We start from the raw sequence: 24,876 nt of genomic DNA, 5'->3' as shown, positions 1-24,876 counted from the left end.
GATCGGGTGACCGTAGCTCTCAGGTATGACGGCGTCTTGGCCCTTTGGTGTGACGACGTCCGGCGTGGATCGGTGGTTGCCTTCCAGGCCATGGGATCCAAGGGTGTGCTCAGTTATCTCCTCATCGCTTTCGGACTGGCGTGGGCGGCCGTCTTCGTCGCGCACGCGGTGCTCGGCTGGTCGATAGCCGACCCGGTGACCCAGCTGACCATGGGGCTTCCGATGGCGTTCGGGCCGGCGATCGCGGCCGTCGTCGTACGCCGTTGGGTCACCAGGGAAGGCTTCGCCGACGCGGGCCTGGCGCCGCGTCTGCGGGCCGCGAAACGCTACTACCTGATCGCCTGGATCGGCCCCGTGCTGGTGCTGGCCGTGACCGTCGGCTTGGCCACCACCCTCGGGCTGTACGAGCCCGACCTGGCCGACCTCCCCGGCCCCGCCACGCTGCTGGTGCTCGTGGCCCCCGTCGTCCTGACTCCGTTGTTCTGGGGTGAGGAGTTCGGCTGGCGAAGCTACCTCCAACAGCGGGTCGGTCGCAGCCCCGCCCGCGCCGCGCTCATCACCGGTCTCGTCTGGGCCGCGTGGCACTACCCGTTGGTCTTCACCGACTACGCCGGCTACGCGAGCCCGCTGCTCGGGATCGTCACCTGGACTCTCCTGATCGTCGCCCAGGCCGTGATCCTTGCCTGGCTGTTCCTGCGCTCCGGCAGCGTCTGGGTCGCTTGCCTTGCCCACGCCGGGAACAACATGGTCATCGGGACGCTCTCCGCCGCCCTGCTGATCGACGCCGGCGGCCTCGACCCGGCATCCGCCGACCTGCTGGGCCTGGTCCCGCTCGCGGCCATCTGCGCCTGGATCCTGCTCACCGGCCGGTTGTCGCCGGCACGTGTAACGGCCTCCACCACTTCCGGTGACGCCAGGCAATGACACCGATATCGATGTGAGACGCGGACCGCCAGCGTGCTCGACGCGTCCGGGAGGATGGACAGGTTGCCGATCGCCCGAGCCTGCTCGATTTGCCGGTTGACGATCCGGATGTGGGAGTCGACGTCCCAGACCTCCCACGCCGAGCTGCGCCCCGGGGCCTCGCTCGCCGAGCCGCTCGGCTCAGGAGCGGGCGAGAGTGCTTCTGATACCTGCTGGTCATCGAGTGGCCGGGTGAGTACGGTCACCACCATCGCCACGCGCGACCGGTGGCGGTGTCCTGGCCCGCCCCGGTGGCGTCGCCGGGCCTGAGGCGGGGCCGGATCAGCGGTCGGTCAGGCGTTGGAAGAGGATGTGGTCCTGCCACTCCCCCGCGATTTCGACGTGTGCCCTGGCGACGCCGATCCGGTCGAACCCGTTGCGCCCGAGTACCCGCTGTGACCCGGTGTTGTGCAGCAGTGTTCCGGCCATCACCTGGTGCAGGTCCAGTTCGCCGAAGGCGATGTCGAGGATCAGACCCACCGCCCGGGTCGCGACTCCGCGCCCGTTGACGGACTTCGCCACCCAGTAGCCGAGGTTCGCGGACTGTGCCGGCCCGCGCAGGATCGACGACAGCGTGATCGTGCCGCAGACCTGCCCGTCGTACTCGATCACGCAGCCGTAGCCGGTGCCGCTCTCCCGGTCTGCCGTCGCCTGTTCGAGCCGGGCACGCTGACCGGCGGGGGTGAAGAAGCTCTCCGGCCGGACGGGTTCCCAGGGGGCCAGAAAGCTGCGGTTGGCCAGGTACGCCTCGGCCAGCACGACCGCGTCGGCGACACCGGTGGGTCGAATTCGGATCATGGGAGGATTCTTCCAGCCGGCCCTTCGGCGCTCCGCCACGCGCAGGGTCAGCCGGACACGACCCGCAGGCCGTGCGGCCGGCCACGGTGCAGCCGGTCGAGCGCGCCGCCGGTCGCCGCGTCGGCGGGCAGGTAGACCACCAGCCGCTGGTCGTCCTCGGCGGCGAGGTCGAGCATCTCGTACGCCAGGCGCAGCTCGCCCACCTCCGGATGCACCCACCGGACGATGCCGTTCGACCTCGGCAGCCCGGGCACCGTCCCGGTCCGGCGGGTGAACGCGTCCCCGGCGGCCAGGGTCAGCTCGTCGGCGAGACCCGCGACGTGCGGGTCCGCCCGGAACGGGCCCTGCTTGAGCATCGCCACCTGCTCGTCGGCGACGTGGTCCCAGTCCGGGTACGCGGTGCGGGCCCGCTGGTCGGCGAAGACGTACCGGGCGAAGTTCGGCATGGCACCGTCCAGCAGGCCGACCGGCCCCGCCAACCGCTCGAAGCCGGCGGTCCGGCCGACGATCTCGTTCAGCCGGTTGAGCAGCATCGCCGGGGTCGGTTCCAGTCGTTCGAGCAGCGCCCGCACGGTGGGCCGGACGTCACGTCCGGGAACGGCGTCGCCCATGCAGCTGAAGCCGCCGCCGGACGCCTTGCTCAGCCGGTGGAGGTGGACCCGCTCGCTCGGGGTCAGCCGCAGCGCCTCGCTGAGGGCGGAGAGGACCTGCGGCGACGGGTGCCGGTCCCGGCCCTGTTCGAGCCGGATGAGGTATTCCACGCTGACTCCGGCGAGCATCGCGACCTCGGCCCGGCGCAGTCCCGAGGTGCGTCGCCGGGGACCCGCCGGCAGCCCCACCTCGGCCGGAGTGATCGCGGTACGGCGGGACCGGAGGAACAACCCCAGCTCGTTGTCGCTCACTCGTCGAACCTAACAGCGGTACGGCGCCCGGACGGTATCCCTGTCCCTACCACCATCGGCCCGGCCTTCCTACCCCTCGTCGCGGCCCGCAGAGTCGGTGACGCGGAGATACGACCGCGACCAACTCCCCGGAAGGTGTGCTGTGGCTCCCACTGTGGCTGTGCTCGGCGGCGGATATGGCGGAATCAGCGTGGCGAAGGCGCTCGACGACGTCGCCGACGTCGTACTCGTCGAACCCCGGGACACGTTCGTGCACAACGTCGCCGCGTTGCGCGCGGTTGTCGATCAGAACTGGACGGAAAGGATCTTCATTCCGTACGACGGTCTGCTCACCCGTGGCCGGGTGCTCCGCGACCGCGCGGTCCGGGTGCACCCGAACGCGGTCGAGCTCGGCTCCGGCCGGCGGCTCACGGCGGACTACCTCGTGCTGGCCACCGGTTCGCGTTCGCCGTACCCGGCGAAGCTCGACGTCGAGGAGGCCGCCGCGGCCACCGCCAAGCTCCGGGGCACGCGGGCGCCGCTGGCCCGCGCCGGCCGGATCCTGCTGCTCGGCGCCGGGCCGGTGGGGCTGGAGTTCGCCGGCGAGATCAAGGCGGTCTGGCCGGAGAAGCGGGTCACCGTCGTCGACCCGGCCGCCGACCTGGTGTCCGGCCGCTTTCCGGACGCGTTCCGCGCGGAACTCCGGGCCCAGCTCGACGAGTTGGGCGTGGAACTGCTGCTCGGCACGTCCCTGCGCGAGCTGCCGCAGACCCGTCCCGGTCAGGCCGGCGGCTTCACCGTGACGACCCGGGCCGGGGTCGGCATCGGCGCCGACATCTGGTTTCCCTGCTACGGCGGGACCGTCGACAGCGACTACCTCGGCCCGGAGCTGCGCCCGGCCCGGCACCCCGACGGCCGTCTCGCCGTCACCGCGGAGCTGCGGCTGCCCGGACAGGAGACGGTGTTCGCCGTCGGCGACGTCACGGCGGTACCGGAGATGAAGCAGGCCCGGGCCGCCCAGCAGCACGCCGAGGTGGTCGCCGCGAACATCCGGACGCTGATCCGGGGCGGCGGCGCCCTGGCCACCTATCGGGCGGCGGCGGACGCCATCGTCCTCCCGATCGGTCCGAAGGGCGGGGTCACCTACGACCCCGAGGTGGGCCTCCTCGGCGCCGGCCCGAGCGCGGAGCTGAAGGGCGGGCTCTTCCTCGACGTGTACCTCGAACTGCTCGGCGCGGTCGCCGCGCGTTGACCGACACCGGCGGAGCAGCGTCGACCAGCGCCCCGGGCTCGACCGGAGGGGATCGACCGGTGTTCGCCGGTGACTTCGGCCCGGTACCGCCGATGGGAGATCGGGACGTGGTTCGGGCTCGGCCGGGCAGGCCGGAAACCTCACGTCGCGACGCAACCTCCCGGGTGGGCATGCGCGTATAACCCGCATGCATTTTCGCGGAGGACCGGGTGAGTGACGGCCATGACTTCGACGACTTCTACCGGAGCACCCGGCAACGCCTGGTCGGATTCGTGTACGTCATGACCGGCGACCTCGCCGAGGCGCAGGACGTCGTCCACGAGGCATTCGTCCGGGCCTGGCAGCGCTGGTCGACCGTGGGCCGGTACGAGGACCCGGAGTCGTGGGTACGCGTCGTCGCCACCCGGCTCGCCATCAGCCGGTGGCGTGGCCTGCGCAGCCGGATCCGGGCACATGTCCGGCACGGTCCGCCCGTGCCGGTAGCCGCGCCGTCCACCGAGACCCTGGAGATCGTCGAGGCGCTGCGACAGCTACCGGAGGCGCAGCGCCGGGCGCTCGCCCTGCACTACCTGTTCGGCCTGAGCGTGGCGGAGACGGCGCGGGAGACCGGCGTACCGGTCGGAACCGTCAAGGCGCGGCTGTCCCGGGGCCGCGCGACGCTGGCGAAGCTGCTGACCGACGAGCCGGAAGGTGCGGTGTCATGACCGACAGGCTGGACGAGCTGGCGGGCCGGCTGGACCGGGAACTGTCCACGCTGTACTGGGCGGAGGCGGCACGGATCCGGCGGCGCGGTACGCGGCGGCGGATCCGTGCCGTGGCGGGCGCGACGCTTGCCGTCGTCGCCCTGCTCGGGAGCGCCTGGACGCTGCTTCGGCCGCAGCCGGTCGGACCGGACGTCGAATTCCAGGGCGACGCGATCCCGATCGAGGCGATGCTGCAACCCTCCGACGTCGGGCCGGACTTCGAGATCGACAACGCGCACACCTATCTGGCCGGGGAGTATCCGACCTGGCAGTTCGCCCAGGAGGACGCGTGCCCCCGGTACGCCTCGCTCAACATCGACGCCTACCGGACGTACCTGTTCATGCGCGGCCAGATCGTGGCCAGGAAGGGCGACGACGAGGGGCACACGTACGTCTTCACCGAGGCGCGACGGTTTCCCGGCGAGGTCGCCCGGCAGGTGATGACCGACGTGACCCGGACGGTCTCGGCCTGCGCGGTCTACCGCACCGCGACCGAGAACTCCACGCCGAGCCGCCCGGCCGAGGCGGAGCGCTCCGCGTCGGTGATCGACCGGAACTTCGCCGGTGAGGAGTCGCTGATGGTCCGAACCCAGATCGACGATCGGGACACCGCCACCGGAGAGGTGTTCGACCGGCAGGTCGTGCTCGCCGCGGTCGTCCGGGTGGCCGACCTGGTCGCGATCACGAGCTTCTACGTCGAGGATCCGCAGCGCCTGCGGGAGCTGGCGAAACGCACCGCCAGCCGGCTCTGCGTGGCCACCACGGCCTGCTGACGGACGGGGTGCTGTCCAGCCTGACGGTCAGCCGCTGCGCTGCCGGTTGGGGCTCGCCCACTGGGGTTAGCCTGACGACGTGTTGAAGGCCCGCAGGGTGAGCGCGTGGCGCAGCCGATACGAGATCAGCGTCCGGGACCGGGCCGTGACGACCTGGGATAACGCCTTCTGGCGCAACGGCGGCGACTTCGAGTTGGAGGGCCGGCGCTACGAGGTGCGCGGCAACGCCTGGGGAAACCGCTACACCCTGCTCGACGCGGCGGGCGGTGTGGTCGCCTCGGCGGACCGGGTCGGCCGCAGGCGGTGGACGGTCGAGGCCGACGGGCAGACGTACCACTTCCAGCGCGCCTCGCTGTTCAGCAGCGAGCAGGAACTGCACGCCGCCGGCCGCCGGGTCGGCTCGGTGCGGCAGACGAGCTTCTGGCGCGGTGACGTCGCCGCCGACCTGCCGGGCCTGCCGCTGCCGGTGCAGGTCTTCGTCGTCGGCGTCGTGATCACGATGTGGAACCAGCAGGCGGCCGGCTCCGCCTGAGCTCAGACGTGCTCACCCGCGAGACGCACGCAAAATCCGAGGTCGATCTGACGGAGGGCGTGCGCGTGTTCGAGAAGGCCGGCGTCGGCGGGCCGCTCGACGGGCAGCCTGTGCGGTTTCTCTCCGCTGACGTCAGAGGCGTCGCGTACGCCACGCCGGACACGATCCAGCGTGACCCGGATGGCCTCCGCTCGACGTCGTTCCTTTGTCATGCACGGTGGTCACCTATGACCGGGCCGAAAAGCGTCGTTGACGTCCATCGGTGCTCCGCCGCCGCGGTTGCCGCCGCCGGGCAGGTAGATGCTGTCGCCCACGGCGACCGCCGCGCCGCCGTGGCGGGGAATCGGCATGGGCGCCAGCCGTTGCCAGCGGTCACGGCGGGCATCGTACGCCTCCGTTTGCGGGAAAACGGTGTTGACGCCGTCGACGACGTTGCCTTCTCCGCCGAAGGTGTAGATGGTGGTCCCGATCACGGCGGTGGCGATGCCGCCTCGGGCGGTGGGCATTGAGGCCCGAGCGTTCCAGCTGCCGCCGCGAAGGTCGAGGGCGAACACGGTGTCACGGACGTTGACCTGCCCGCGGTCGCGTCCGCCGACGACGAACAAGGTGGTGCCGACGACGGCACCGCCGGCGTGGTCGCGGGCCTCCGGCAGGTCAGGCAGCCGTGCCCAGCGGCGGGTGACGACGTCGTAGGAGTTCACTGTCGCCACGGTGTCCTGCAACCCGCCTGGGCCGGGGGTCAGTGTCCGCATCCCGGCGGCAAGGTAGATCTTGCTGCCGGAGACGCCGATGGCCGCGCTGCCCCGCAGGACATCGGCCGGCATCGGCGGCAGCGAACTCCATCGGTTCGTCGCCGGGTCGAACACGAAACTGTTCCCGACCGCCTCCCAGGACGCGCCACCGGACAGCCCACCGAGGACGTACAACTGGAGGACATCTTCGCCGGTGAGGACTTCGCCCCCTCCACGACCGCCCAACTGATCAAGCTCGCGGCCTCCGACTACGCTCAGGCGGTGCTCGGGCCGGGCCTCGCCCACAAGATCGCGGCCGGCTCGCCCGGATCCACGTTGCAGTTCCACGCGTGGCACCGCGACATCCTCACCGAGGTGGAGCACGGCGCGGTCGATCTCGCCTTTCTGGGCACCCAGGCGCCGGACCAGCTACGCAGCGAACGACTCTTCACCGACCGCTTCGTCTGCATGCTCTCCGCCGCCCACCCCCTCGCCGATCGGGGAGGCATCGACTTGAAGGAATACCTCGCCTCTCGGCACCTGATCATCGACCTGGTCAACGGCCGGCAACCGGCGATAGACCGCGTCCTCGCCGCACACGGCACCCCCCGCCGGGCCGGGCTGACCCTGCCCCTCCACGCCACCGGCCCGCTCGTGCTCCCCGGCACGGACCTCATCCTGACGATGCCAAGCCGGCTCGTCGGCATCTACGCCGAGACCTGCGCGATCAGGATCCTCGACGCGCCGCCCGAGATCGACACCATGCTGTATTACATGACCTGGCATCCGCGCCTCGACTTCGACCCGGTACACCGCTGGCTGCGGACAACCATCCGGGAGGTGGCAACCGAGCTCGCCGACACCGGGGGAGTTCACCACCGTGACCGTGGCTGATCGAGTGCTCGAAGCAGACCGGCCGCCGCGGTCCCGCGGCTCTACTGGGTATCTCCGAGCTCGGCGGCCAGGGCGTCGACGGCCGCCTCGATCTGGTCGGCGGTGTGTGCCGCCTTGACGAAGAACCGTAGCCGTCCGGCGGCTTCCGGGACCGCCGGGTACACGATCGGTTGGACGTTGATCCGCCGCTCCCGCATCCGCGCGCCGAGCCGGAGGGTCCGGGCCGAGCCGCCGGTGACGACCGGGACGATCGGGGTGCCGGCACCGCCGGTCCGGACACCTCGGGCGGTGGCCCGGGCCCGGAACAGCGCGGCGTTGCGGTGCAGCCGTGCGACCGGTCCGGTGTCGGCGGTCAGCACCCGCACGGCGGCGAGCGCGGCGGCCGCAGCGGCGGGCGGGATCCCGACACTGTAGACGAAACCGGGCGTGGTGTACCGGAGATAGTCGACCAGCTTCGCGTGGCCCGCCACGTACCCTCCGCAACTGGCCAGCGCCTTGGACAGGGTACCCATCCAGAGGTCGACGTCGGTGGGCTCCACCTGCCAGTGCTCGCCGGCGCCCCGGCCGGTACGCCCGAGCACGCCGATGCTGTGTGCCTCGTCCAGATAGAGCAGGAAGCCGTACCGGCGGCGCAGCCGGACCAGTTCCGGCAGGTCGGCGAGGTCACCGTCCATGCTGTAGACGCCCTCCACCGCCACGACGACCCGCCGGTACCGGCCCGCGTCGGCGTCGAGGATCCGGCGCAGCGCGGCCAGGTCGTTGTGCGGAAAGCGCCGGCGGGTCGCACCGGAGAGCCGGATGCCGTGCACGATGCTGTCGTGCGCGAGCGCGTCGTGCACGGCCAGGTCGTCGGGTCCGAGCAGATGGCCCAGCACGCTGAGGTTCGTGGTGTAGCCGCTCACCATCGCCAGCGCGTCCTCGGTGCCGAGCAGCCGGGCCAGCTCGGTCTCGAGTTCGCCGTGCAGCGGCCGTTCGCCGGAGGCGACCCGACTGGCCGAGACCGAGGTGCCGAACCGCGCCACGGCCCGCTGTGCGGCCGCCACCACCCGTGGGTCGGTGGCCAGGCCCAGGTAGTCGTATCCGGAGAAGTCGACCAGCTCGACCCCGTCGACCGTGGTGGTCGCGCCGAGCGCACCGTCGTGCGCGACGAAGTACGGGTTGGGCAGGCCGAGTTCGTCGAGCAGGGCGCGGCGATGCGCGAGGGCGGCCAGCTCCGGCAGCGCTCCGGCCCCGGCATCGGAGCTGGGCAGTGCTCCGGCCCCGGCGCCGGAGCTGGGCGGCGGGCGGTCCCGGGCCGCCAGCGAGGCGTGCAGGTCGGCGATGGTGGTGCCCCAGCCGAGCAGTTCCGCGGGCAGCTCACCGGCGAGGTCGTACCGCTGCGCCAGCTTCTCCTCCAGCTCCACCAGCATCAGGGAGTCGAACCCGAGGTCCGCGACCAGGGACTGCCCGGCGCGCAGCGTATCGCGCGGATGGTCGCTGACCGAGGCGATCGCCGCCAGCAGGTCGTCGTCCGGCGGGTGGGCCGGGGTCGGCACGCCCGTCGCCGGAGTGGGCCGGCCCCGGCCGGGGTCCGGTCCCGGGGTCACCGCCCACAGCGCCCGCCCGGACCCACCGATGGGCGCCGGTCGGGCGGCCAGCGCACCGGGCCGGCCCTGCTCGAGTACGACGTGCACGTTGGTGCCGCCGAAGCCGAACGAGTTGACCGCGGCCCGCCGGGGAACGTCCGGCGCGGCGGGCCACGGGTGGGGCCGGCCGACCAGCCGCAGCGCGCCGAGTCCCGGGACGGGCTCCTCGCAACCGACCTGCGGCGGTACGACGCCGTGCCCGAGCACGAGGAGCGCCTTGACCAGACCGGCGATGCCGGAGGCCGACATGGCGTGCCCGATGTTGGCCTTGACCGACGACACGTACGGCTCGGCGTCCTCGCCGAACACCGCGCGCAGCGCGGCCAGCTCGACCGCGTCGCCGGTCGGGGTGGCCGTGCCGTGGCACTCGACGAACCCGATCCCGGACGGCTCGATCCCCGCGTCGTCGTATGCGTGGCGCAGGGCCGACACCTGTCCCGCCAGGCGCGGCGTCATCGGCCCGTCGGCCCGACCGTCGTTGGCGCACCCCACCCCCCGGACCACCCCGTGCACCCGGTTGCCGTCCCGGAGCGCGTCGTCGAGCCGCTTGAGCAGCACCACGGCCGCCCCTTCGCCGAGCACGAACCCGTCCGCCCGCCGGTCGAACGGCCGGCACACCCCGGAGCGGGACAGGGCGCCGATCCGGGAGAACGCGACCAGGTTGTCCGGGACGAGGTTCAGGTACACCCCACCGGCGACGGCCAGGTCGCAGCGGCCCGAGCGCAGGTGTCCGACCGCCTCGTGCACCGCCAGCAGCGACGACGCGCAGGCGGCGTCCACCACCAGGCTCGGCCCGCGCAGGTCGAAGACCGAACTCACCGTGGCCGCCGCCATGTTCAACATCGATCCGGCCATGGTGAACGCCCGCATCGGCACCACTCCACCCACCGCCGCCTCGGCCAGCGCCGGGTCCAGCGGCTCGCCGAGGTCACCGGCCGCCATCTGTCCGGCCCGGAGCCGGCTGGTCAGCAGTTCCCGGTATTCGCTGACCGAGGCGCCGACGTAGACACCGGTCCGCTCGACGGGCAGTTCCGGCAGGGCCGCGTCCCGCAACGCGGCGTCGGTCAGGGCGACCAGTAGCCGCTGCTGCGGATCGGTCACCTCCACCCGCCGGGGCGCCAACCCGTACCGCTGGCCGTCGAAGGTCCGCACGTCGGACAGGTGGGCGACCACGTCGGTGTACGCCGAGTCGGCGTGCCGCGGATCGTCGGGCCGATGCAGGTACTCGTGCCGCCAGCGGCCGGGCGACACCCGCGCGGTGGCCACCCGACCGTCCCGGACCAGCGCCCAGAACCCGTCGACGTCGTCCGCTCCCGGAAAGCGGCACGCCATCCCCACCACGGCGACTGCCGAACGCTCCCCCCAGGTCACGTCTCAAGTAGACCGCACGCGGCTTTCAGCCGGCTAACACCGGCTCGTGCCTTCGGGCGTCCGGTCGACTCGGTCGGGCGCACCGGGAGGCGGGGCCGCCCGGGTGGTCGACCGGTGTGGTGGGGTCGGCCGAAGCCACATCCGAAAACCTTTTCGGAAGACAGCGAGTAGACCGCCCGGCTGCCGACCCTTCCCACGAAGGGGCAAATTGCGGCGTAGTGGGCCTAGACTACAATCCTGGTTGCTCGGCCTTTTCGAAAGACGCTCCGAAAGGATTTCGGTGGTCAGACAACGCTCTCAATCAGTGACCCTGACCGACGTGGCGCGGCGGGCCGGGGTCTCGGTGGCCACCGCATCCAAGGCGCTGAACGCCCGGGACGAGGTCGCCCCGGCCACCCGCCGCCGGGTCCTGGAGGCGGCCGAGGAACTCTCCTTCCACCCCAACGCCCTGGCCAAGGGGCTGATCTCGGGACGCACCCGGACCATCGGGCTGCTCACCGACGAGCTCGGCGAGCGGTTCGCCTTCCCGGTGCTGCTCGGCATCGAGAACGCGCTCGGCAACGAGCAGATGTGCGTACTGCTCTGCGACGCCCGGGGGGACGTGATCCGGCGCCGGCACTACATCCGTACGCTGCTGGCCCGCCAGGTGGACGGCTTCATCATCCTGGGCGACTCGAACGACATCCGCCCCTCGCTGACCCGGGACATCCCGGTCCCGGTCGTCTACGTCTACGGCGAGTCCGACGACCCGAACGACCTCTCCGTGCTCGCCGACGACGCCGGTGGGGCACGGCTGGCCGTGGAGCACCTGGTCGCCCTCGGCCGCCGCCGGATCGGGCACATCACCGGCCCGGAGACCTACCGCGCCGCCCGCGACCGGGTGACCGGCCTGCACGCGGTGCTGGCCGAGGCGGGCCTGCCGCTGGCCGGCGGCGACCCGCTCTACGGCGAGTGGTCCCAGCGCTGGGGCCGGCACGCCGGCCGGATGCTGCTCACCGCCGATCCGGACATCGACGCGGTCTTCTGCGGCAACGACCAGATCGCCACCGGGGTCGCCGAGACCCTGCTCGACCTCGGCCGTCGGATCCCGGACGACGTGGCCATCGTCGGGTACGACAACTGGGAGGTCTTCGCCGCCGACTGCCGGCCGCCACTGACCACCGTGGACCTGAACCTGCAACAGCTCGGCGCGACCGCGGTCAAGCAGCTCTTCGCCGCGCTGGACGGCGAACGGGCCGCCGGGGTGATCCGGCAGCCCTGCCGGCTGGTCGTCCGGGAGTCGACCGGCCCGGTCGCCTCGCTCGGCGCCGCCCGCTCGGCCACCCGGACCGACGCGGTTACCCAGACCGACCGCGGATAGTCCCGCCGGGCGCCGCCGGCCCGGTCGGACGGGCAAAAACCGATAACAGGGGACCCTTCCGCACCCGTGGGGGCATGCTCAGGTGGTGGGCGGGGAAGGGAGTACGGCGTGAGGAACTACGACGACGACTGGACCGAGGACCAGCGCGCGCTGTACGACGAGTGCTACGAGCTGGGTGAAGCCTGGGCCGGTGACCCGGAGACCGATGCCGACGAGCTCCAGGACGTGATCAATCTCGCCGAGGCCGACGACGACGAACTGGCCGACCTCGACCTCAGCTATCCCCCGCTGGTGGACGCCGTCGCCGAGGCGACCGGTGAACAGGTGACAAGCGTGACCGCCGACCGGGACGACCCGGCTTTCCGGGGCTTCGTGGACGGTGTCCGGCAGGGCGCCGAGGAGGACGTCTTCGGGCTCTGAACCGCCGGGTCAACGCGGTAGCCGGGCCGGTACGCCGAGCACCGCCATCGCCCGCCGGTAGCGCCGGTACGCCTCGTCCGCCTCGCCGTACCGGCCGGCCGCGCTCAGCACCGAGATCAGCTCCTCGTGGGTCCGCTCGTCGTACGGGTCGATCTCCAGGGCCCGCCGCAAGTGGTGCGCCGCCTGCTCCGGGTCGCCCCGATGCCGGGCCAGTTGGGCCAGGGTCCGGACCGCCCGCAGGTAGAGCCGGCGCATCTCCTCCCGGACCGGCACCGCCCAGTCGTCGTACGGGTCGTCAGCCAGGAAGTCGCCCAGGTAGCGCCGCTCGGCCAGTGCGAGTACGTCCTGCGCCGAAACCCGATCCCCGCGCTCCAACCGGCGCAGCCCGAGCAGCGCCTCGGCCTGGAAGAGCTGCACGTCGAGATCGACGTGCGTGACGTCCAGCGCGAGGCTGGCCCGCTCGGCGACCACGTACCGGTCGACCGGACCGCGCCGGTCCGGATCCAGCACCCCGCGCAGCAGCGAGAGCAGCACCGAGAGTCGATGGCCGAGCCGCTCCGGCGGCTCCCCGGGCCAGAGCAGTTCGCCGAGCCGCTCCCGGGAGACCGGTCGACCCCACCGGGCGGCCAGGATCCTGAGCAGGTCCCGGGCCTTGCGGGACTGCCAGGCCGAGGTGGGCACGGGTCGACCGTCGACGCGTACCTCGAACCGGCCGAGCGTGCGTACCGCCACCGTCCCGGCGGCGACGGCCGGTGCCGGAACCACCACCTCGACCTCGACGAGCCGGGCGGCGGCGATCTCGGCGTCGATCCGCTCCTCCACGCTGGCCCCGGGCAACCGGCCGAGCAGTACCCGGACCCGGTCCGCGTCGACTCCCGCCCCGGCCTCCCGCAGGATCGCCCCGGCTTCCACCAGCGCCTGCCGGGCCGACGACGGGTCGGCGGTGGCGGCCGCTCGTAGCCGCAGCGCCTCGGCCAGCCCGGCCCGGTCCTGGTGCAGCCGCGCGTGTTCCTCGGCCTCGGCGGCGAGCAGCACCGCCCGGGGAAGGTCCCGGCCGGCCACCGCAACCCAGCCCAGCGCGCACCGGGCCGGGCCGCCGTCCGGGCCGGGAGCCAGCCGGACGGCCCGCTCGGCGAGCGCGGTGGCGCGGGCCGGATCCGTCCCGGCGGTGACCCGGGCCAGCCCGGCCAGCGCGGGTACCAGCGCGAACACGTTCCCGGTCGGCTCGCTCACCTGCACCGCCTCCTGGTAGGCGGCCCGGGCCAGACTGTCCCGGCCGCAGAGCAGGTGCACCCGGCCGAGCCCGGCCAGCGGCACCGCCGCGTACGCCGAGCCGAGCCGGTGGTGCAGGGCCACCGAGCGCTCGTACTCGGCGACCGCCTCGGCCAGCCGCCCGAGCCGGACCAGCGCGGTGCCCCGGACCGCCAGCGCCAGCGCCAGCATCGCCGGGTACTCGGCCTCCTCGGCCAGCTCGACGGCCTCGCCCGCCACCGTCGCCGCCTCCCGGTAGCGGGCCGCGCCGGAGTGGGCCACCGCCAGGTTGAGCCGCGCCCAGGCGGCCAGGCCGAGATCACCCGCGGCGTCGGCCAGCCGCACTCCTTCGGCGAGCTGTCCGGCCCCGGTCGCCCGGTCGCCGGCCAGCCGCGCGGTCAGGCCGGCCGCCACTGCGGCGGTCACCACCGCCTGTGCCGTGCGCAACGCCGACCCGACCGGTAGGTCCGGCCCGGACGGCGGTACGGAACCGGGCGGCGGTACGGAGCCGGGCGGTGCCGGTGGCCGGGCCGCTGCCGCTTCGCCCAGCCGACCCGCGCCCGGTATGGCGGACGCCGCCGCCAACGCCCGGCGGGCCCGGTCCCGCCCCGTCGCCACGTCGCCGGAGAGCGCGTACGCGCACCCGGCCCACGCCAGCAGCAGCGCCTCGTCGGGGGTCCGGCCAGCCCCGGTGGTCGCCCGGTCGAAGACCGCGATCGCGGCCAGCGGCTCGCCCCGCAGCAGGTGGACCAGGCCGTACCGCCAGGCCAGTGCCGGGGGCAGGGCGGCGCACCGGGCGGTCTGCGACCGGTACACCTCGATCGCCGACGCGGCCGCGCCGGCCATCCGCAGCGCGTCGCCGTGCAACTGGCGCAACGGCGCCGGGCACCGGGCCGGCGGCAGCGTACCGACAGCGGCGCTGACCAGGGCGGCCTCGCCGTCGGCCAGCAGCCGCGCGCCGTACCGGCGGAGCAGTCGGACGGTCGGGCCGACCCGTCCGGCCGCCCGGTAGCCGTGCAGGGCCGGTGCCGGCAGTCCGCGCCCGGCGTACCAGTCGGCCGCCCGGTCGTGCAATGCGGCGGCCCGCGCGGGCGACAGCGGGAAGTGCCGGCGCGCCGCCTCGGTCACCAGCGGAATGGCGGGATGCCCGGCGCCGTCCGGCCGCTCCGGGCCGAGGAGACCGGCGGCGGCCAACCAGCGCAGCAGGCGACCGGTGCGGCGCGGGTCGGATCCGGCGAGGAGGTCGGAATGCGCCGGGTCGACCCGGGCCGCCTGCCGGAGCACCCGGGCGGCGTCGGCGGGCAATTGCCGGAAGACCTCGCCGGCCAGGTACGCCACGGCTCCGGCAGCGGCGGCGGCAAACCCGGGCGGCCCGTCGTCCCGGTCACCGAGGTCCCGCAGCGTCTGGGCCAGCAGGTGCACCAGTACCGGCCAGCCGGCGGTGGCCCGGTGCACCGCCCGGGTCAGCGCCGGATCCGGCAGGTCGTAGCGGTCCCGCAACAGCGCGGCCACGTCCACCCGGGACAGCGCAAGGTCCACCGGCCCGAGCAGGCCCAGGTCGCCGCGGCGGAGCCCACCGCCGACCAGGGCCGCCGCGGGCGGGCGACGGGTGATCACCACCAGGCGGACCCGGTCGGGCAACCGGTACGCCGCGGCCAGCAGCGCCCGCAGCCGTGGCGGAGGCAGCGGGTCCACGCCGTCGAGCACCAGCCACCGGTCGTCGCCGGCCGGCCCGTCGGTGGACCCTGGCAGCCTGCTCAGGTCGACCTGGAGCGGCCCGCCGTCGGTACCGCAGAGCACGGGCGTCCACTCCGCCCTGGTGTACCAGCGGCTGGTGTCCGGGGCGAGCATCCGGCGTACCGCCGTGGTCTTGCCGTAGCCGGCCGCCGCCGCGACGAGGACGCAGCGCCAGCCCGGCGACCATGGCGGAGGTGGCGCCGTCCCCCGGGCCGGCGGCTGGCCGGCGGTCGGCGGCCAGATCGACGGGTGGCCGGCGGGCAGCGGACGGATCGGCGGTTGCCGGGGCGGCGTACGCAACCCTGCTGCACCTCCCCCGGTAACCGGACGTGACACGGTCGGGGGCTCCGGGCGCCAGCATGTCGGCACAGAGCGGGCATATGCCAGCGAAAGTCGGAATCCCGACACGGACCCTCGGGGCGCCGGGTGCGGCCGTGGCCGCCCCGCACGGACGTCGCGCCCCGGTGACCGCCCGCCCTGATCCGGCCCTGATCGGACCCGGACCGCACCGTGACGGGTCTGACCAGGCTGGACCGTGCGCCACCGCCAGCTCAGGCGGCGGGCGACGAAGGGAGATCCGCAGCGATGGCTGTCAATAACACCAGGGTTCGGCGCGGTGTCGTGTCGACCCTTGCCCTGATCATGGTGGCGGGCGCGATCAGCGCCGCCGGTCCGGCCCGGGCGGCCGACTCCGGCACCCGGGTGGCGGCCCCGGTCCGCATCGCCGTCACCAGCGCCACGAACTCGATCGCGAGCAAGAGCGTCGTGGTCAACTGCCCGGCCGGGCAGCGGGTCTACGGTGCGGGTGGCGAGATCACCGGTGGTGGGGGCAACGTGACCCTGGACGACATCACCCCGAGTCTCACCCTGACCAACGTGCTCGTGACCGGCGTCGAGAACGGCGCCTTCGCCGGCAACTGGAACGTCACCGGCTACGCGATCTGCGGCGTCAACACGCTCAACCTGCAACGCGTGCACTTCACCAGTGCGACCAACTCGGTCAGCCCGAAGTCGGTCTTCGCCGGTTGCCCGGCCGGCCTGCGGCTCTACGGCCTCGGTGCCGAACTCAACGGTGCCGGCGGCAACGTCTTCCTCGACGATCTCACCCCGAACGCCGCACTGACCGGGGCGACGCTGACCGGGTACGAGAACGGCGCCTTCGCCGGCAACTGGAACATCACCGGGTACGCGATCTGCGGCAACGCCTCGGCCAACATGGTGCGCAGGGTCGCGACCAGCGCGGCCGGGTCGCCGGTCGCGGCGTCGGTCACCACCGCGGCCTGCCCGGCCGGTACCCGGGCACACGGGGTGGGCGCCGAACTCAACGGGGCGGTCGGCGCGGTGGTCATCGACGACCTGCGCCCCAACGTCGGCCTGCCCACCGCCACCGCGACCGGCGCCGAGAACGGCGCCTTCGCCGGCAACTGGACCGTCACGGCGTACGCGATCTGTTCGGCGTGACGCGATCCGATGGCGGACCACACCTCCGCTGCCCCCGGCCTACGGCCGGGGGCAGCGGCCCACCGCTGCGGCGCCGTCGCGCCGCTGGGCGACGGGGCAGACAGGGCGGGCGCCGACCGGTAGACCTATGGCATGCGGTACGCGATATCCCTCCCGCCCGCCGGATCGCCGGCCGACCTGATCGACGCCGCGGTCGCGGCCGACCGGACAGGCTGGCACGGCTTCTTCCTCTGGGACCACCTCGGTGCCGACGGCACGCCGATGCACGATCCCTGGGTACTGCTCGGCGCGATCGGCGCCGCCACCGAACGGGTCCGGATCGGTGCGATGGTTACCCCGCTGGCCCGGCGGCGTCCGTGGAAGGTGGCCAAGGAGGTGATCACGCTCGACCAGCTCAGCGCGGGCCGGGCCGTGGTCGGGGTCGGCCTCGGCGTACCGGAGACCGACTTCACCGGATTCGGCGAGTCGGCCGACCCGCGGGCCAGGGCGGCCGCACTGGACGAGGCACTGGTGGTGTTGGACGGGCTGCTGCGCGGCGGCGAGGTGGCACACGACGGTCCACTGTTCCGGGTCCGGGCCCGGCTCGGCCCGGACACCGTGCAGCGACCCCGGCCGCCGATCTGGGTCGCCGCGACCTGGCCGCACCGGCGCCCGCTCGACCGGGCCGCCCGGTACGACGGGGTGTTCGCGCTCGGCCCCGACGCGGTCGGCGGGCTGACCCCGGCGCAGGTGGTCGAGGTGCGCGCCGTACTCGGGCCGGACCGGGACATCGTGGTGCCGCACGATCCGGCGGTGCCGGTCGAGGAGTACGCCGCCGCCGGGGTCACCTGGTTGGTGGTCGGCCCGGAGAGCCCGGACGGTGACTGGCTCGCCCGGCTACGCCGGCAGATCGAGACCGGTCCACCGGTCTGATCCGGCACCCGCCGCGCCCGGTGCGGCCGGGCCGGCCGCCAGCGCCGCCGGGAACTCCGCCCGGCTGATCCGGACCGGCAGGCTGGAGAGCACCGCGACAGCGGCGGTGTAGTCCGGACCGGCGTCGAGGTCGTGCAGTTGCACCGGGCCGTCGAGGGGACGCTCGGCGGCCCAGTCGACCAGCCGGGCCGGCTCGTCCGGCGGCGTCAGCGTGATCCGGTTCATCGGTACGGCCAGCCCGTGCCCGGTCGCCTTCAGCAGCGCCTCCTTGCGGGCCCAGTACCCGAAGAACGCCCGTCGGGCGGACTCCGCCGGCTGCTCGGTCCACCAGCGCAGTTCGGCCGGCGACAGCACGCTACCGCTCAACGCGGCCACGTCGGTACCGTCGGTCAGCTCCTGCACGTCCAGGCCGACCGGGTCGGTGGCCACCGCGACGGCGACCCACTGGCCGGAGTGGGTGAGTGAGAAGTCGAGTTTGGTGGCGGGACGGTCGACCACCGGCTTGCCGTGCCCGGCGCCGCAGTGCCGGCAGTGCCGGGAGAAGCCGAGCTGCCCGGCCGGCACACCGAGGTAGTGCCCGAGCAGCATCCGCACCCCGACATGGGCGGCCTGGTAGCGGTCCCGGTCGGCGATCCGCCGGAACCGGGCGTGCCGCTCCCGCTCCTCGTCGTCGAGCACGTCGAGCCCGGCCCAGTGCGCCGGACCGATCGGCAGCCGCCACACCTGGCACTCCCCCGGCACCGGCGGCACCGGGACGCCCGCCCCGGCAGGCGTCGGGGCGACCGCCCCGGGCAGGTCGTCGGACGGGCGACGGGATCCGGTCAACAGGCACCACCAGGGGTCGCGGGTGGACGGCGGGCACGGGCGCGCCCGCCCGGGGAACATTCTGGCGCGAGCATGCCAGTCCGGCGGCCGGCGCACCAGCCCGGGGCGGGCGCGACCGCCCCGGACTCCGCCGCCGCCCGGACGTCAACGCTGACCGTAGACCCCCTGGTAGCGCTCGTAGAGGGCGTCGATGTGCCGGGGCTCGATCGGCACCAGCGGGCCGCCGGCCCGGGCGATGTGCACGGTACGCGCGACGTCCTCGCACATCACCGCCGCCTTCACCGCCGCCTTGGCGCTGGCCCCGATGGTGAAGACCCCGTGGTTGCGCATCAGCACCGCCGGTGAGCGGTGTCCCTCCAGGGTGGCGACGATGCCCTTGCCGATGTCGTCGCCGCCGATCAGCGCGAACGGGCCGACCGGGATCTCCCCGCCGAACTCGTCGGCCATGGCGGTGAGCACGCACGGGATCGCCTCGTCCCGGGCCGCCCAGGCGGTGGCGTACGGGCTGTGCGTGTGCACCACCCCGTTGACCCGCGGCATGTGCCGGTAGACGTACGCGTGCGCGTCGGTGTCGCTCGACGGCGAGTGGTTGCCGTCGACGACGTCCCCGTCCAGGGTCGTCACCACCATCGACTCCGGAGTGAGGTCGTCGTACGACACCCCACTGGGCTTGATCACCATCAGGTCGGCGCCCGGCACCCGGGCGCTGACGTTGCCGCTGGTCCAGGTGACCAGCTCCCAGCGGGTGAGCTGTTCGTGCAGCCGGCACACCTCCTGACGGATCCGGGCGACGGCGTCGCTGATCGTGCCGGTGAGTCCGCCGCTGGTCATCGGCGCGCCTCCTCGCGTAGCGCGTGCAGCCGGTGCAGCACGTCGTTGCCGCCCCGGCCGAAGTAGTCGTGCAGCCGCTCGTACTCGGCGTAGAGCCGGTCGTACACGTCGGCGCTGGCCGGGTCGGGCTGGTAGACGCCTCGCCGGACCTTGCCCATCGCGGCGGCCGCGGCGGTGATGTCCGGGTACGCCCCGGCGGCCACCGCGGCGTGGATCGCCGAGCCCAGCGCGGGCCCCTGGTCGGAGTCGATCACCGACAGCGGCCGGCGCAGCACGTCGGCGTAGACCTGCATCAGGAAGGCGTTCTTGAGCAGGCCGCCAGCGACGATGAACTCGGTCACCGGCACCCCGGCGTCGACGAAGGCGGCGACGATGGTTCGGGTCCCGAAGGCGGTCGCCTCGATCAGGGCGCGGTACTGGTCCTCCGGCCGGGTGGCCAGGGTCTGCCCGACGATCACTCCGGAGAGGTCGTGGTCGACCAGCACCGAGCGGTTGCCGTTGTGCCAGTCCAGGGCGACCAGACCGTGCTGGCCGGGGCGCTGCGCGGCGGCCAACTCGGTCAGGTACTCGTGCACCCCGATCCCCCGCCGGGCCGCCTCCTCGGCGTAGCCGGCCGGTACGCAGTGCTCGACGAACCAGCCGAAGATGTCCCCGACGCCGCTCTGTCCGGCCTCGTAGCCGAGCCGGCCCGGCACGATGCCGTCCTGCACCACGCCGCACATCCCGGGCACCTCGGCGAGGGTGTCGGCGACCATCACGTGGCAGGTCGAGGTGCCCATGATGGCCAGCAACTGGCCGGGCTCGACGGCGTTCGCGGCGGCGGCGGTGACGTGCGCGTCGACGTTGCCGACCGCGACCGCGATCCCGGCCGGCAGCCCGGTGGCGGCCGCCGCCTCGGGGGTCAGCCGGCCGGCCAGCCCGCCGAGCGGGGCGAGCGGGTGGGCGAGCCTGGTCTCGGCGAAGTCGGCGAAGTCGGGGTGCAGTGCGGCGAGGTAGTCCCGGGACGGGTACTGCCCGTCCTGGTGGATGCCCTTGTAGCCGGCGGTACAGACGTTGCGGGTCTCCTCGCCGCAGAGCTGCCAGATAATCCAGTCGGCCGCCTCGATCCACCGCTCGGTCCGGGCGTAGACCTCGGGATCCTCGGTGAGCACCTGGAGGGCCTTGGCGAACTGCCACTCCGCGGAGATCCGGCCGCCGTACCGGGGCAGCCACGGCTCGCCGCGCTGCTCGGCCAGGTCGTTGATCCGGTCGGCGTGCCGCTGCGCGGCGTGGTGCTTCCACAGCTTCGGGTACGCGTGCGGCCGGTCGGCGAGCCCGGGGACCTCGTTCAGCGGGGTGCCGTCGGCCAGGGTCGGCAGCACGGTGCAGGCGGTGAAGTCGGTACCGATCCCGATCACCGCCTCCGGGGCCACCGAGGCGGCCGAGAGCGCCTTGGGCACCGCCTCACGCAGCACCGACCGCCAGTCCTCCGGCATCTGCAACGCCCAGCCGCCGGGCAGTTGGGCCCCGGTCTCCGGCAGCCGGTCGTCGATCACCCCGTGCTGGTACTCGTGCACCGCCGAGCCGAGTTCGGCGCCGTCCGAGACCCGGACCACCACCGCCCGGCCGGAGAGCGTGCCGAAGTCGACACCCACCACGTACCGGTCCGCACCGTTAGCGCTCACTCGTGTCCCTCCTGGACGTTCCCTGTTCTCCCTCACCGGCCGCCCGCGCCCGGTGGACCGGCTCGCTGCGCCCCACCGGAGCCCCCGCTACCCGCCAGCCAACCATGGTGTTAGCGCTACCACCAGGCCGGGTCGGGTCGGCCGGCGCCCGCCGGGCCGGGCGGGTCACACCTACGTCTGCCGCCGGGTCACGGTGCGCTGCAGCACGATGAACACGAACAGCAACACACCGATCACGATCTTGGTCCACCAGGAGCTGAGATCGCCCTGGAAGGTGACGATGGTCTGGATGAGCCCCAGCACCAGCACCCCGAGCACCGTGCCGACCAGGTAACCCGAGCCGCCGGTCAGCAGCGTGCCGCCGATCACCACGGCGGCGATCGCGTCGAGTTCCAGGCCGACCGCGTGCCCGTTGTTGCCGGAGAGCATGTAGAAGCTGAGTAGCAGCCCGCCGAGCGCCGAGCAGAACCCGCTGATCGTGTAGACCGCGATCCGGGTACGCCCGACCGGCAGGCCCATCAGCAGCGCCGACTGCGGGTTGCCGCCGATCGCGTACGTGTTGCGGCCCAGCCGGGTGTAGCCGAGCACGTAGATGCCGATCGCCACCACCACCAGCGCGATCACCACGCTGATGGAGATGAAGAAGCCGCCGAACCGGATCCGTTGCTGGGCGACCGAGGTCCAGAACGGATCGTCGATGGTGATCGACGAGGTGCTGATCGTGTAGCAGAGCCCACGGGCCAGGAACATGCCGGCCAGGGTGACGATGAACGGCTGGATCTCGAAGTAGTGGATGATGCAGCCCATCGCGAAGCCGAGCAGGGCGCCGAGCAACAGCACCAGCGGAAGCACCAGATAAGGCGACCAGCCCCGCTCCTCCAGCAGCGAGGCGGAGAGCATCGTGGTCAACGCCACCACCGAACCGACCGAGAGGTCGATGCCACCGGTCAGGATCACGAACGTCATGCCGACCGCGACCACCAGCAGGAACGCGTTGTCGACGAAGACGTTCAGCACCACCTGGGTGTCGGAGAAGCCCTCGTAGCGCAGCACCCCGGCGCTGTACATCAGGATCAGCAGGGCGGAGGTGGCCAGCAGCGGAAGGTACTTCTGCTGCGGCCGCAGCATCCGCGCCCGCCCGTTCGGCACGGTACCCGGAACGGCGGTCATGCCGGCACCTCCACCTTCGGTTGCGACTCGCGCTCCGGAGCGGGTGGCAGTGGTGGTCTCCGGCGCCGGCCGAAGACCTTGGCCCGGAAGGCTGGCGACTGGAGCAGGCAGACGATCGTCACGACCAGCGCCTTGAACAGCAGGGTGGTCTCCGGCGGGATGCCGATGGTGTAGATCGTGGTGGTGAGGGTCTGAATGATCAACGCGCCCAGCACCGTACCGCCGAGGGAGAACCGGCCACCGGCCAGTGACGTACCGCCGATCACCACCGCCAGGATGGCGTCCAGCTCGATCCAGAGGCCGGCGTTGTTGCCGTCCGCGCTGGAGACGTTCGAGCTGATCATCAAACCGGCGACCCCGGCGCAGAAGGCGGCGAAGACGTACCCGGTGAAGATGATCCGGCGGGCGTGGATGCCGGCCAGCCGGCTCGCCTCGGCGTTGCCGCCCACCGACTCGATCAGCAGGCCGAGCGCGGTACGCCGGGTGAGCAGCAACGCCAGCCCGAAGACCAGCAGCGCGACCAGGATCGAGAACGGCACGGTCAGCCAGTAGCCGCCGCCGATCAACTTGTACGGCGAACTGTTGATCGTGATGATCTGCCCGTCGGTGATGAGTTGGGCCAGCCCCCGGCCCGCGACCATCAGGATCAGGGTGGCGATGATCGGCTGGATGCCGAACTGGGCGACCAGCAGGCCGTTCCAGGCACCGAGCAGCAGGGCCAGCCCGAGGGCGAGTCCGACTGCGGCCAGCACGCCGAGCACGCTGTTCTGGTCACCCAGCTCGCTGATCCGCAGGCAGGCCAGCGCGCCGCAGATGGCCACGACCGAGCCGACCGAGAGGTCGATGCCGCCGGTGGCGATCACCAGGGTCATGCCGAGCGAGACCAGGATCAGTGGCGCCCCGAACCGCACGATGTCGACCAGGCTGCCGTACAGGTGCCCCTGGCGGACGTCGACGGCGAAGAAGTCTGGGGTGAAGAACAGGTTGCTGACCAGCAGGACCACCAGGGTCAGCACCGGCCAGAAGAACCGGTGCCGTACGAGGTTGGCCATCACACCTCCTCCCGGACGACGGTCACGTCCGGATCGTGCGGTTGGCCAGCCTCGTCCGGTGGCGCCGAACCGTGGCCACTGGCGATGATCGCCATGATCCGGTCGGCGGTCACCTCGTCGTCGTTGGCCAGTTCGTCGACCATCCGCCGGTCCCGCAGGACGGCGATCTTGTGGCTGAGCCGGAGCACCTCCTCCAGCTCGGCGGAGATGAAGAGCACCGCCATCCCGCCGTCGGAGAGCGTGACCACCAGCCGCTGGATCTCGGCCTTGGCGCCGACGTCGATGCCCCGGGTCGGCTCGTCCAGGATCAGCAGCCGCGGTTCGGTGATCAGCCAGCGGGCCAGCAGCACCTTCTGCTGGTTGCCGCCGCTGAGCTGACCGACCAGCGCCTCCGGGTTGGCCGGCACGATGCGCAGCGCCTTGACGTACTTGTCGACCAGTTCGTCCTGCCGGCGCCGGGGCAGCGGACGGGACCAGCCCCGGGCGGCCTGGAGGGCCAGGATGATGTTCTCCCGGACGGTGAGGTCGGCGACCAGCCCTTCGGTGCGCCGGTTCTCGGAGCAGAAGGCGATGTCCCGGGCCATCGCGGTGCGCGGGCCGCGCATGGCCACCGGTTCGCCGTCCACCTTGAGTTCTCCGGCGTCGGCCCGGTCCGCGCCGAAGAGCAACCGGGCCACTTCGGTACGCCCGGAGCCGAGCAGCCCGGCCAGCCCGACCACCTCGCCGCGGTGGATGGACAGGCTGAACGGGGCGATCGCGCCGCCCCGGCCGAGCCCGGCCGCCTCGACCACCGGCTGACCCCGCTCCAGGACGGCCAGCGAGCGCCGGGGCTGCTCCTCCAACTCCTCCAGCGCCGCGAGTTCCTTGCCGATCATCGCGCTGACCAGGTCGAGCTGGCTCAGCTCCCGGGTGGCGTACTCGCCGACCCGGCGACCGTTGCGCAGCACGGTCATCCGGTCGGAGATCTCGTAGACCTGGTCGAGGAAGTGGCTGACGAACAGGATCGCCATGCCCTCCCCCTTGAGTTGGCGCATCACCCGGAAGAGCTGCCCGACCTCGTCGGCGTCCAGGCTGGAGGTCGGCTCGTCCAGGATCAGCACCTTGGCGGAGATGTCGATGGCCCGGGCGATCGCGACCATCTGCTGCACCGCCAGGGAGAGGCTGCCGAGCGGGGCCGTGACGTCGATGTCCAGCCCCAGCCCGTCGAGCAGTCGCCGGGAACGACGCCGCAGCTCGCTCCAGTGGATGGCGCCGAAGCGGCGCGGTTCCCGGCCGATGTGGATGTTCTCCGCGACGGAGAGGTTGGCGCAGAGGTTGACCTCCTGGTAGACGGTGCTGACCCCGGCCTGCTGCGCCTGCAACGGGCCGGCGAAGCGGACCGGGGTGCCGTCGAGGACTATCTCGCCCTCGTCCACGTCGTACACCCCGGTCAGCACCTTGATCAGTGTCGACTTCCCGGCGCCGTTCTCACCCATCAGCGCATGCACCTCGCCGGGGAAGAGCCGGAAGTCGACCTCGTCGAGTGCCCGTACGCCGGGGAACCGTTTGCCGATGCCGGCCATGGTCAGGATCGCCCGGGGCTCCCCCGACGTCTCCATCCGCCCTCCTCCGTCCGTCGCGTCGTCGCGGT

Annotated in this window: 21 protein-coding genes; 10 read left to right on the top strand and 11 right to left on the bottom strand. The window is 72.8% G+C overall.

Annotated features, from left to right (window positions below; genetic code table 11):
- Positions 1–90 precede the first annotated feature (90 nt).
- Positions 91–924 carry a type II CAAX endopeptidase family protein gene (locus AAH979_RS08880; protein ID WP_346257571.1) on the top strand — a complete coding sequence of 278 codons (834 nt, stop codon included), beginning with the start codon at positions 91–93 and terminating at the stop codon, positions 922–924.
- A 321-nt stretch (positions 925–1,245) separates the two neighbouring features.
- On the opposite strand, the gene AAH979_RS08875 is transcribed toward AAH979_RS08880, so the two are convergent.
- On the bottom strand, positions 1,246–1,761 hold the full coding sequence (locus tag AAH979_RS08875) for a GNAT family protein (RefSeq protein ID WP_346257570.1): 516 nt from the start codon (positions 1,759–1,761) through the stop codon (positions 1,246–1,248).
- Positions 1,762–1,808: 47 nt separating this feature from the next.
- Positions 1,809–2,663: a helix-turn-helix transcriptional regulator gene (locus AAH979_RS08870; RefSeq protein WP_346257569.1), complete on the bottom strand. Its 855-nt coding sequence runs from the start codon at positions 2,661–2,663 to the stop codon at positions 1,809–1,811.
- A gap of 142 nt (positions 2,664–2,805) precedes the next feature.
- Between AAH979_RS08870 and AAH979_RS08865 the strand changes: the two genes are divergently transcribed.
- The 4 genes from AAH979_RS08865 to AAH979_RS08850 all read left to right on the top strand — a co-directional run bounded on the left by AAH979_RS08865 (position 2,806) and on the right by AAH979_RS08850 (position 5,942).
- Positions 2,806–3,894 carry an FAD-dependent oxidoreductase gene (locus AAH979_RS08865; protein WP_346257568.1) on the top strand — a complete coding sequence of 363 codons (1,089 nt, stop codon included), beginning with the start codon at positions 2,806–2,808 and terminating at the stop codon, positions 3,892–3,894.
- A gap of 209 nt (positions 3,895–4,103) precedes the next feature.
- The gene (locus tag AAH979_RS08860; RefSeq protein ID WP_346257567.1) at positions 4,104–4,598 is read left to right on the top strand and encodes a SigE family RNA polymerase sigma factor; all 495 of its coding nucleotides are present in this window, start codon (positions 4,104–4,106) and stop codon (positions 4,596–4,598) included.
- A complete protein-coding gene (locus tag AAH979_RS08855) occupies positions 4,595–5,410 on the top strand; it encodes a hypothetical protein (protein WP_346257566.1) in 816 nt (271 codons plus the stop codon). The genes AAH979_RS08860 and AAH979_RS08855 overlap by 4 nt, the downstream gene beginning before the upstream one ends.
- A 79-nt stretch (positions 5,411–5,489) precedes the next feature.
- Positions 5,490–5,942 carry a hypothetical protein gene (locus AAH979_RS08850; protein ID WP_346257565.1) on the top strand — a complete coding sequence of 151 codons (453 nt, stop codon included), beginning with the start codon at positions 5,490–5,492 and terminating at the stop codon, positions 5,940–5,942.
- Positions 5,943–6,163: 221 nt separating this feature from the next.
- Here AAH979_RS08850 and AAH979_RS08845 read toward each other — a convergent pair whose 3' ends face one another.
- Positions 6,164–7,021 carry a kelch repeat-containing protein gene (locus AAH979_RS08845; RefSeq protein WP_346257564.1) on the bottom strand — a complete coding sequence of 286 codons (858 nt, stop codon included), beginning with the start codon at positions 7,019–7,021 and terminating at the stop codon, positions 6,164–6,166.
- On the opposite strand from AAH979_RS08845, the gene AAH979_RS08840 reads away from it, so the two are divergent.
- A complete protein-coding gene (locus AAH979_RS08840) occupies positions 6,956–7,567 on the top strand; it encodes a LysR substrate-binding domain-containing protein (protein ID WP_346257563.1) in 612 nt (203 codons plus the stop codon). The two genes, AAH979_RS08845 and AAH979_RS08840, sit on opposite strands and share 66 nt — an antisense overlap.
- Before the next feature lie 41 nt (positions 7,568–7,608).
- Here the strand turns inward: AAH979_RS08840 and AAH979_RS08835 are convergent, their stop codons facing one another.
- Entirely contained in the window at positions 7,609–10,563 is a 2,955-nt protein-coding gene (locus tag AAH979_RS08835; RefSeq protein WP_346257562.1) for an aminotransferase class I/II-fold pyridoxal phosphate-dependent enzyme, read from the bottom strand.
- 280 nt (positions 10,564–10,843) lie between these two features.
- On the opposite strand from AAH979_RS08835, the gene AAH979_RS08830 reads away from it, so the two are divergent.
- Positions 10,844–11,923: a LacI family DNA-binding transcriptional regulator gene (locus tag AAH979_RS08830; RefSeq protein WP_346257561.1), complete on the top strand. Its 1,080-nt coding sequence runs from the start codon at positions 10,844–10,846 to the stop codon at positions 11,921–11,923.
- A 108-nt stretch (positions 11,924–12,031) separates the two neighbouring features.
- Positions 12,032–12,343 (top strand): hypothetical protein, encoded by a 312-nt coding sequence (locus tag AAH979_RS08825; RefSeq protein WP_346257560.1) that lies wholly within the window; start codon positions 12,032–12,034, stop codon positions 12,341–12,343.
- 9 nt (positions 12,344–12,352) lie between these two features.
- On the opposite strand, the gene AAH979_RS08820 is transcribed toward AAH979_RS08825, so the two are convergent.
- Positions 12,353–15,631 carry a BTAD domain-containing putative transcriptional regulator gene (locus AAH979_RS08820; RefSeq protein ID WP_346257559.1) on the bottom strand — a complete coding sequence of 1,093 codons (3,279 nt, stop codon included), beginning with the start codon at positions 15,629–15,631 and terminating at the stop codon, positions 12,353–12,355.
- 321 nt (positions 15,632–15,952) lie between these two features.
- On the opposite strand from AAH979_RS08820, the gene AAH979_RS08815 reads away from it, so the two are divergent.
- Together AAH979_RS08815 and AAH979_RS08810 are read left to right on the top strand one after the other, a co-directional pair.
- Positions 15,953–16,792: a hypothetical protein gene (locus AAH979_RS08815; protein ID WP_346257558.1), complete on the top strand. Its 840-nt coding sequence runs from the start codon at positions 15,953–15,955 to the stop codon at positions 16,790–16,792.
- A 132-nt stretch (positions 16,793–16,924) separates the two neighbouring features.
- On the top strand, positions 16,925–17,704 hold the full coding sequence (locus tag AAH979_RS08810; protein ID WP_346257557.1) for an LLM class flavin-dependent oxidoreductase: 780 nt from the start codon (positions 16,925–16,927) through the stop codon (positions 17,702–17,704).
- Here the strand turns inward: AAH979_RS08810 and AAH979_RS08805 are convergent.
- The 6 genes from AAH979_RS08805 to AAH979_RS08780 all read right to left on the bottom strand — a co-directional run bounded on the left by AAH979_RS08805 (position 17,669) and on the right by AAH979_RS08780 (position 24,844).
- A complete protein-coding gene (locus tag AAH979_RS08805) occupies positions 17,669–18,529 on the bottom strand; it encodes a 4'-phosphopantetheinyl transferase superfamily protein (RefSeq protein ID WP_346257556.1) in 861 nt (286 codons plus the stop codon). The two genes, AAH979_RS08810 and AAH979_RS08805, sit on opposite strands and share 36 nt — an antisense overlap.
- Positions 18,530–18,673: 144 nt before the next feature.
- Entirely contained in the window at positions 18,674–19,360 is a 687-nt protein-coding gene (locus AAH979_RS08800) for an L-ribulose-5-phosphate 4-epimerase (protein WP_346257555.1), read from the bottom strand.
- The gene (araB, locus tag AAH979_RS08795; protein ID WP_346257554.1) at positions 19,357–21,024 is read right to left on the bottom strand and encodes a ribulokinase; all 1,668 of its coding nucleotides are present in this window, start codon (positions 21,022–21,024) and stop codon (positions 19,357–19,359) included. The genes AAH979_RS08800 and araB overlap by 4 nt, the downstream gene beginning before the upstream one ends.
- Before the next feature lie 171 nt (positions 21,025–21,195).
- A complete protein-coding gene (yjfF, locus tag AAH979_RS08790) occupies positions 21,196–22,194 on the bottom strand; it encodes a galactofuranose ABC transporter, permease protein YjfF (protein WP_346257553.1) in 999 nt (332 codons plus the stop codon).
- Positions 22,191–23,246 carry an ABC transporter permease gene (locus AAH979_RS08785; protein WP_346257552.1) on the bottom strand — a complete coding sequence of 352 codons (1,056 nt, stop codon included), beginning with the start codon at positions 23,244–23,246 and terminating at the stop codon, positions 22,191–22,193. The genes yjfF and AAH979_RS08785 overlap by 4 nt, the downstream gene beginning before the upstream one ends.
- Positions 23,246–24,844: a sugar ABC transporter ATP-binding protein gene (locus AAH979_RS08780; protein WP_346257551.1), complete on the bottom strand. Its 1,599-nt coding sequence runs from the start codon at positions 24,842–24,844 to the stop codon at positions 23,246–23,248. Before AAH979_RS08780 ends, AAH979_RS08785 begins: the two co-directional genes overlap by 1 nt.
- Between the last annotated feature and the right edge of the window lie 32 nt (positions 24,845–24,876).

Source organism: Plantactinospora sp. ZYX-F-223, assembly GCF_039649625.1.
GTDB lineage: Bacteria > Actinomycetota > Actinomycetes > Mycobacteriales > Micromonosporaceae > Plantactinospora.
The sequence above is the reverse complement of the archived record's forward strand: the minus strand, read 5'-3'. Positions and strand labels throughout refer to the sequence as shown.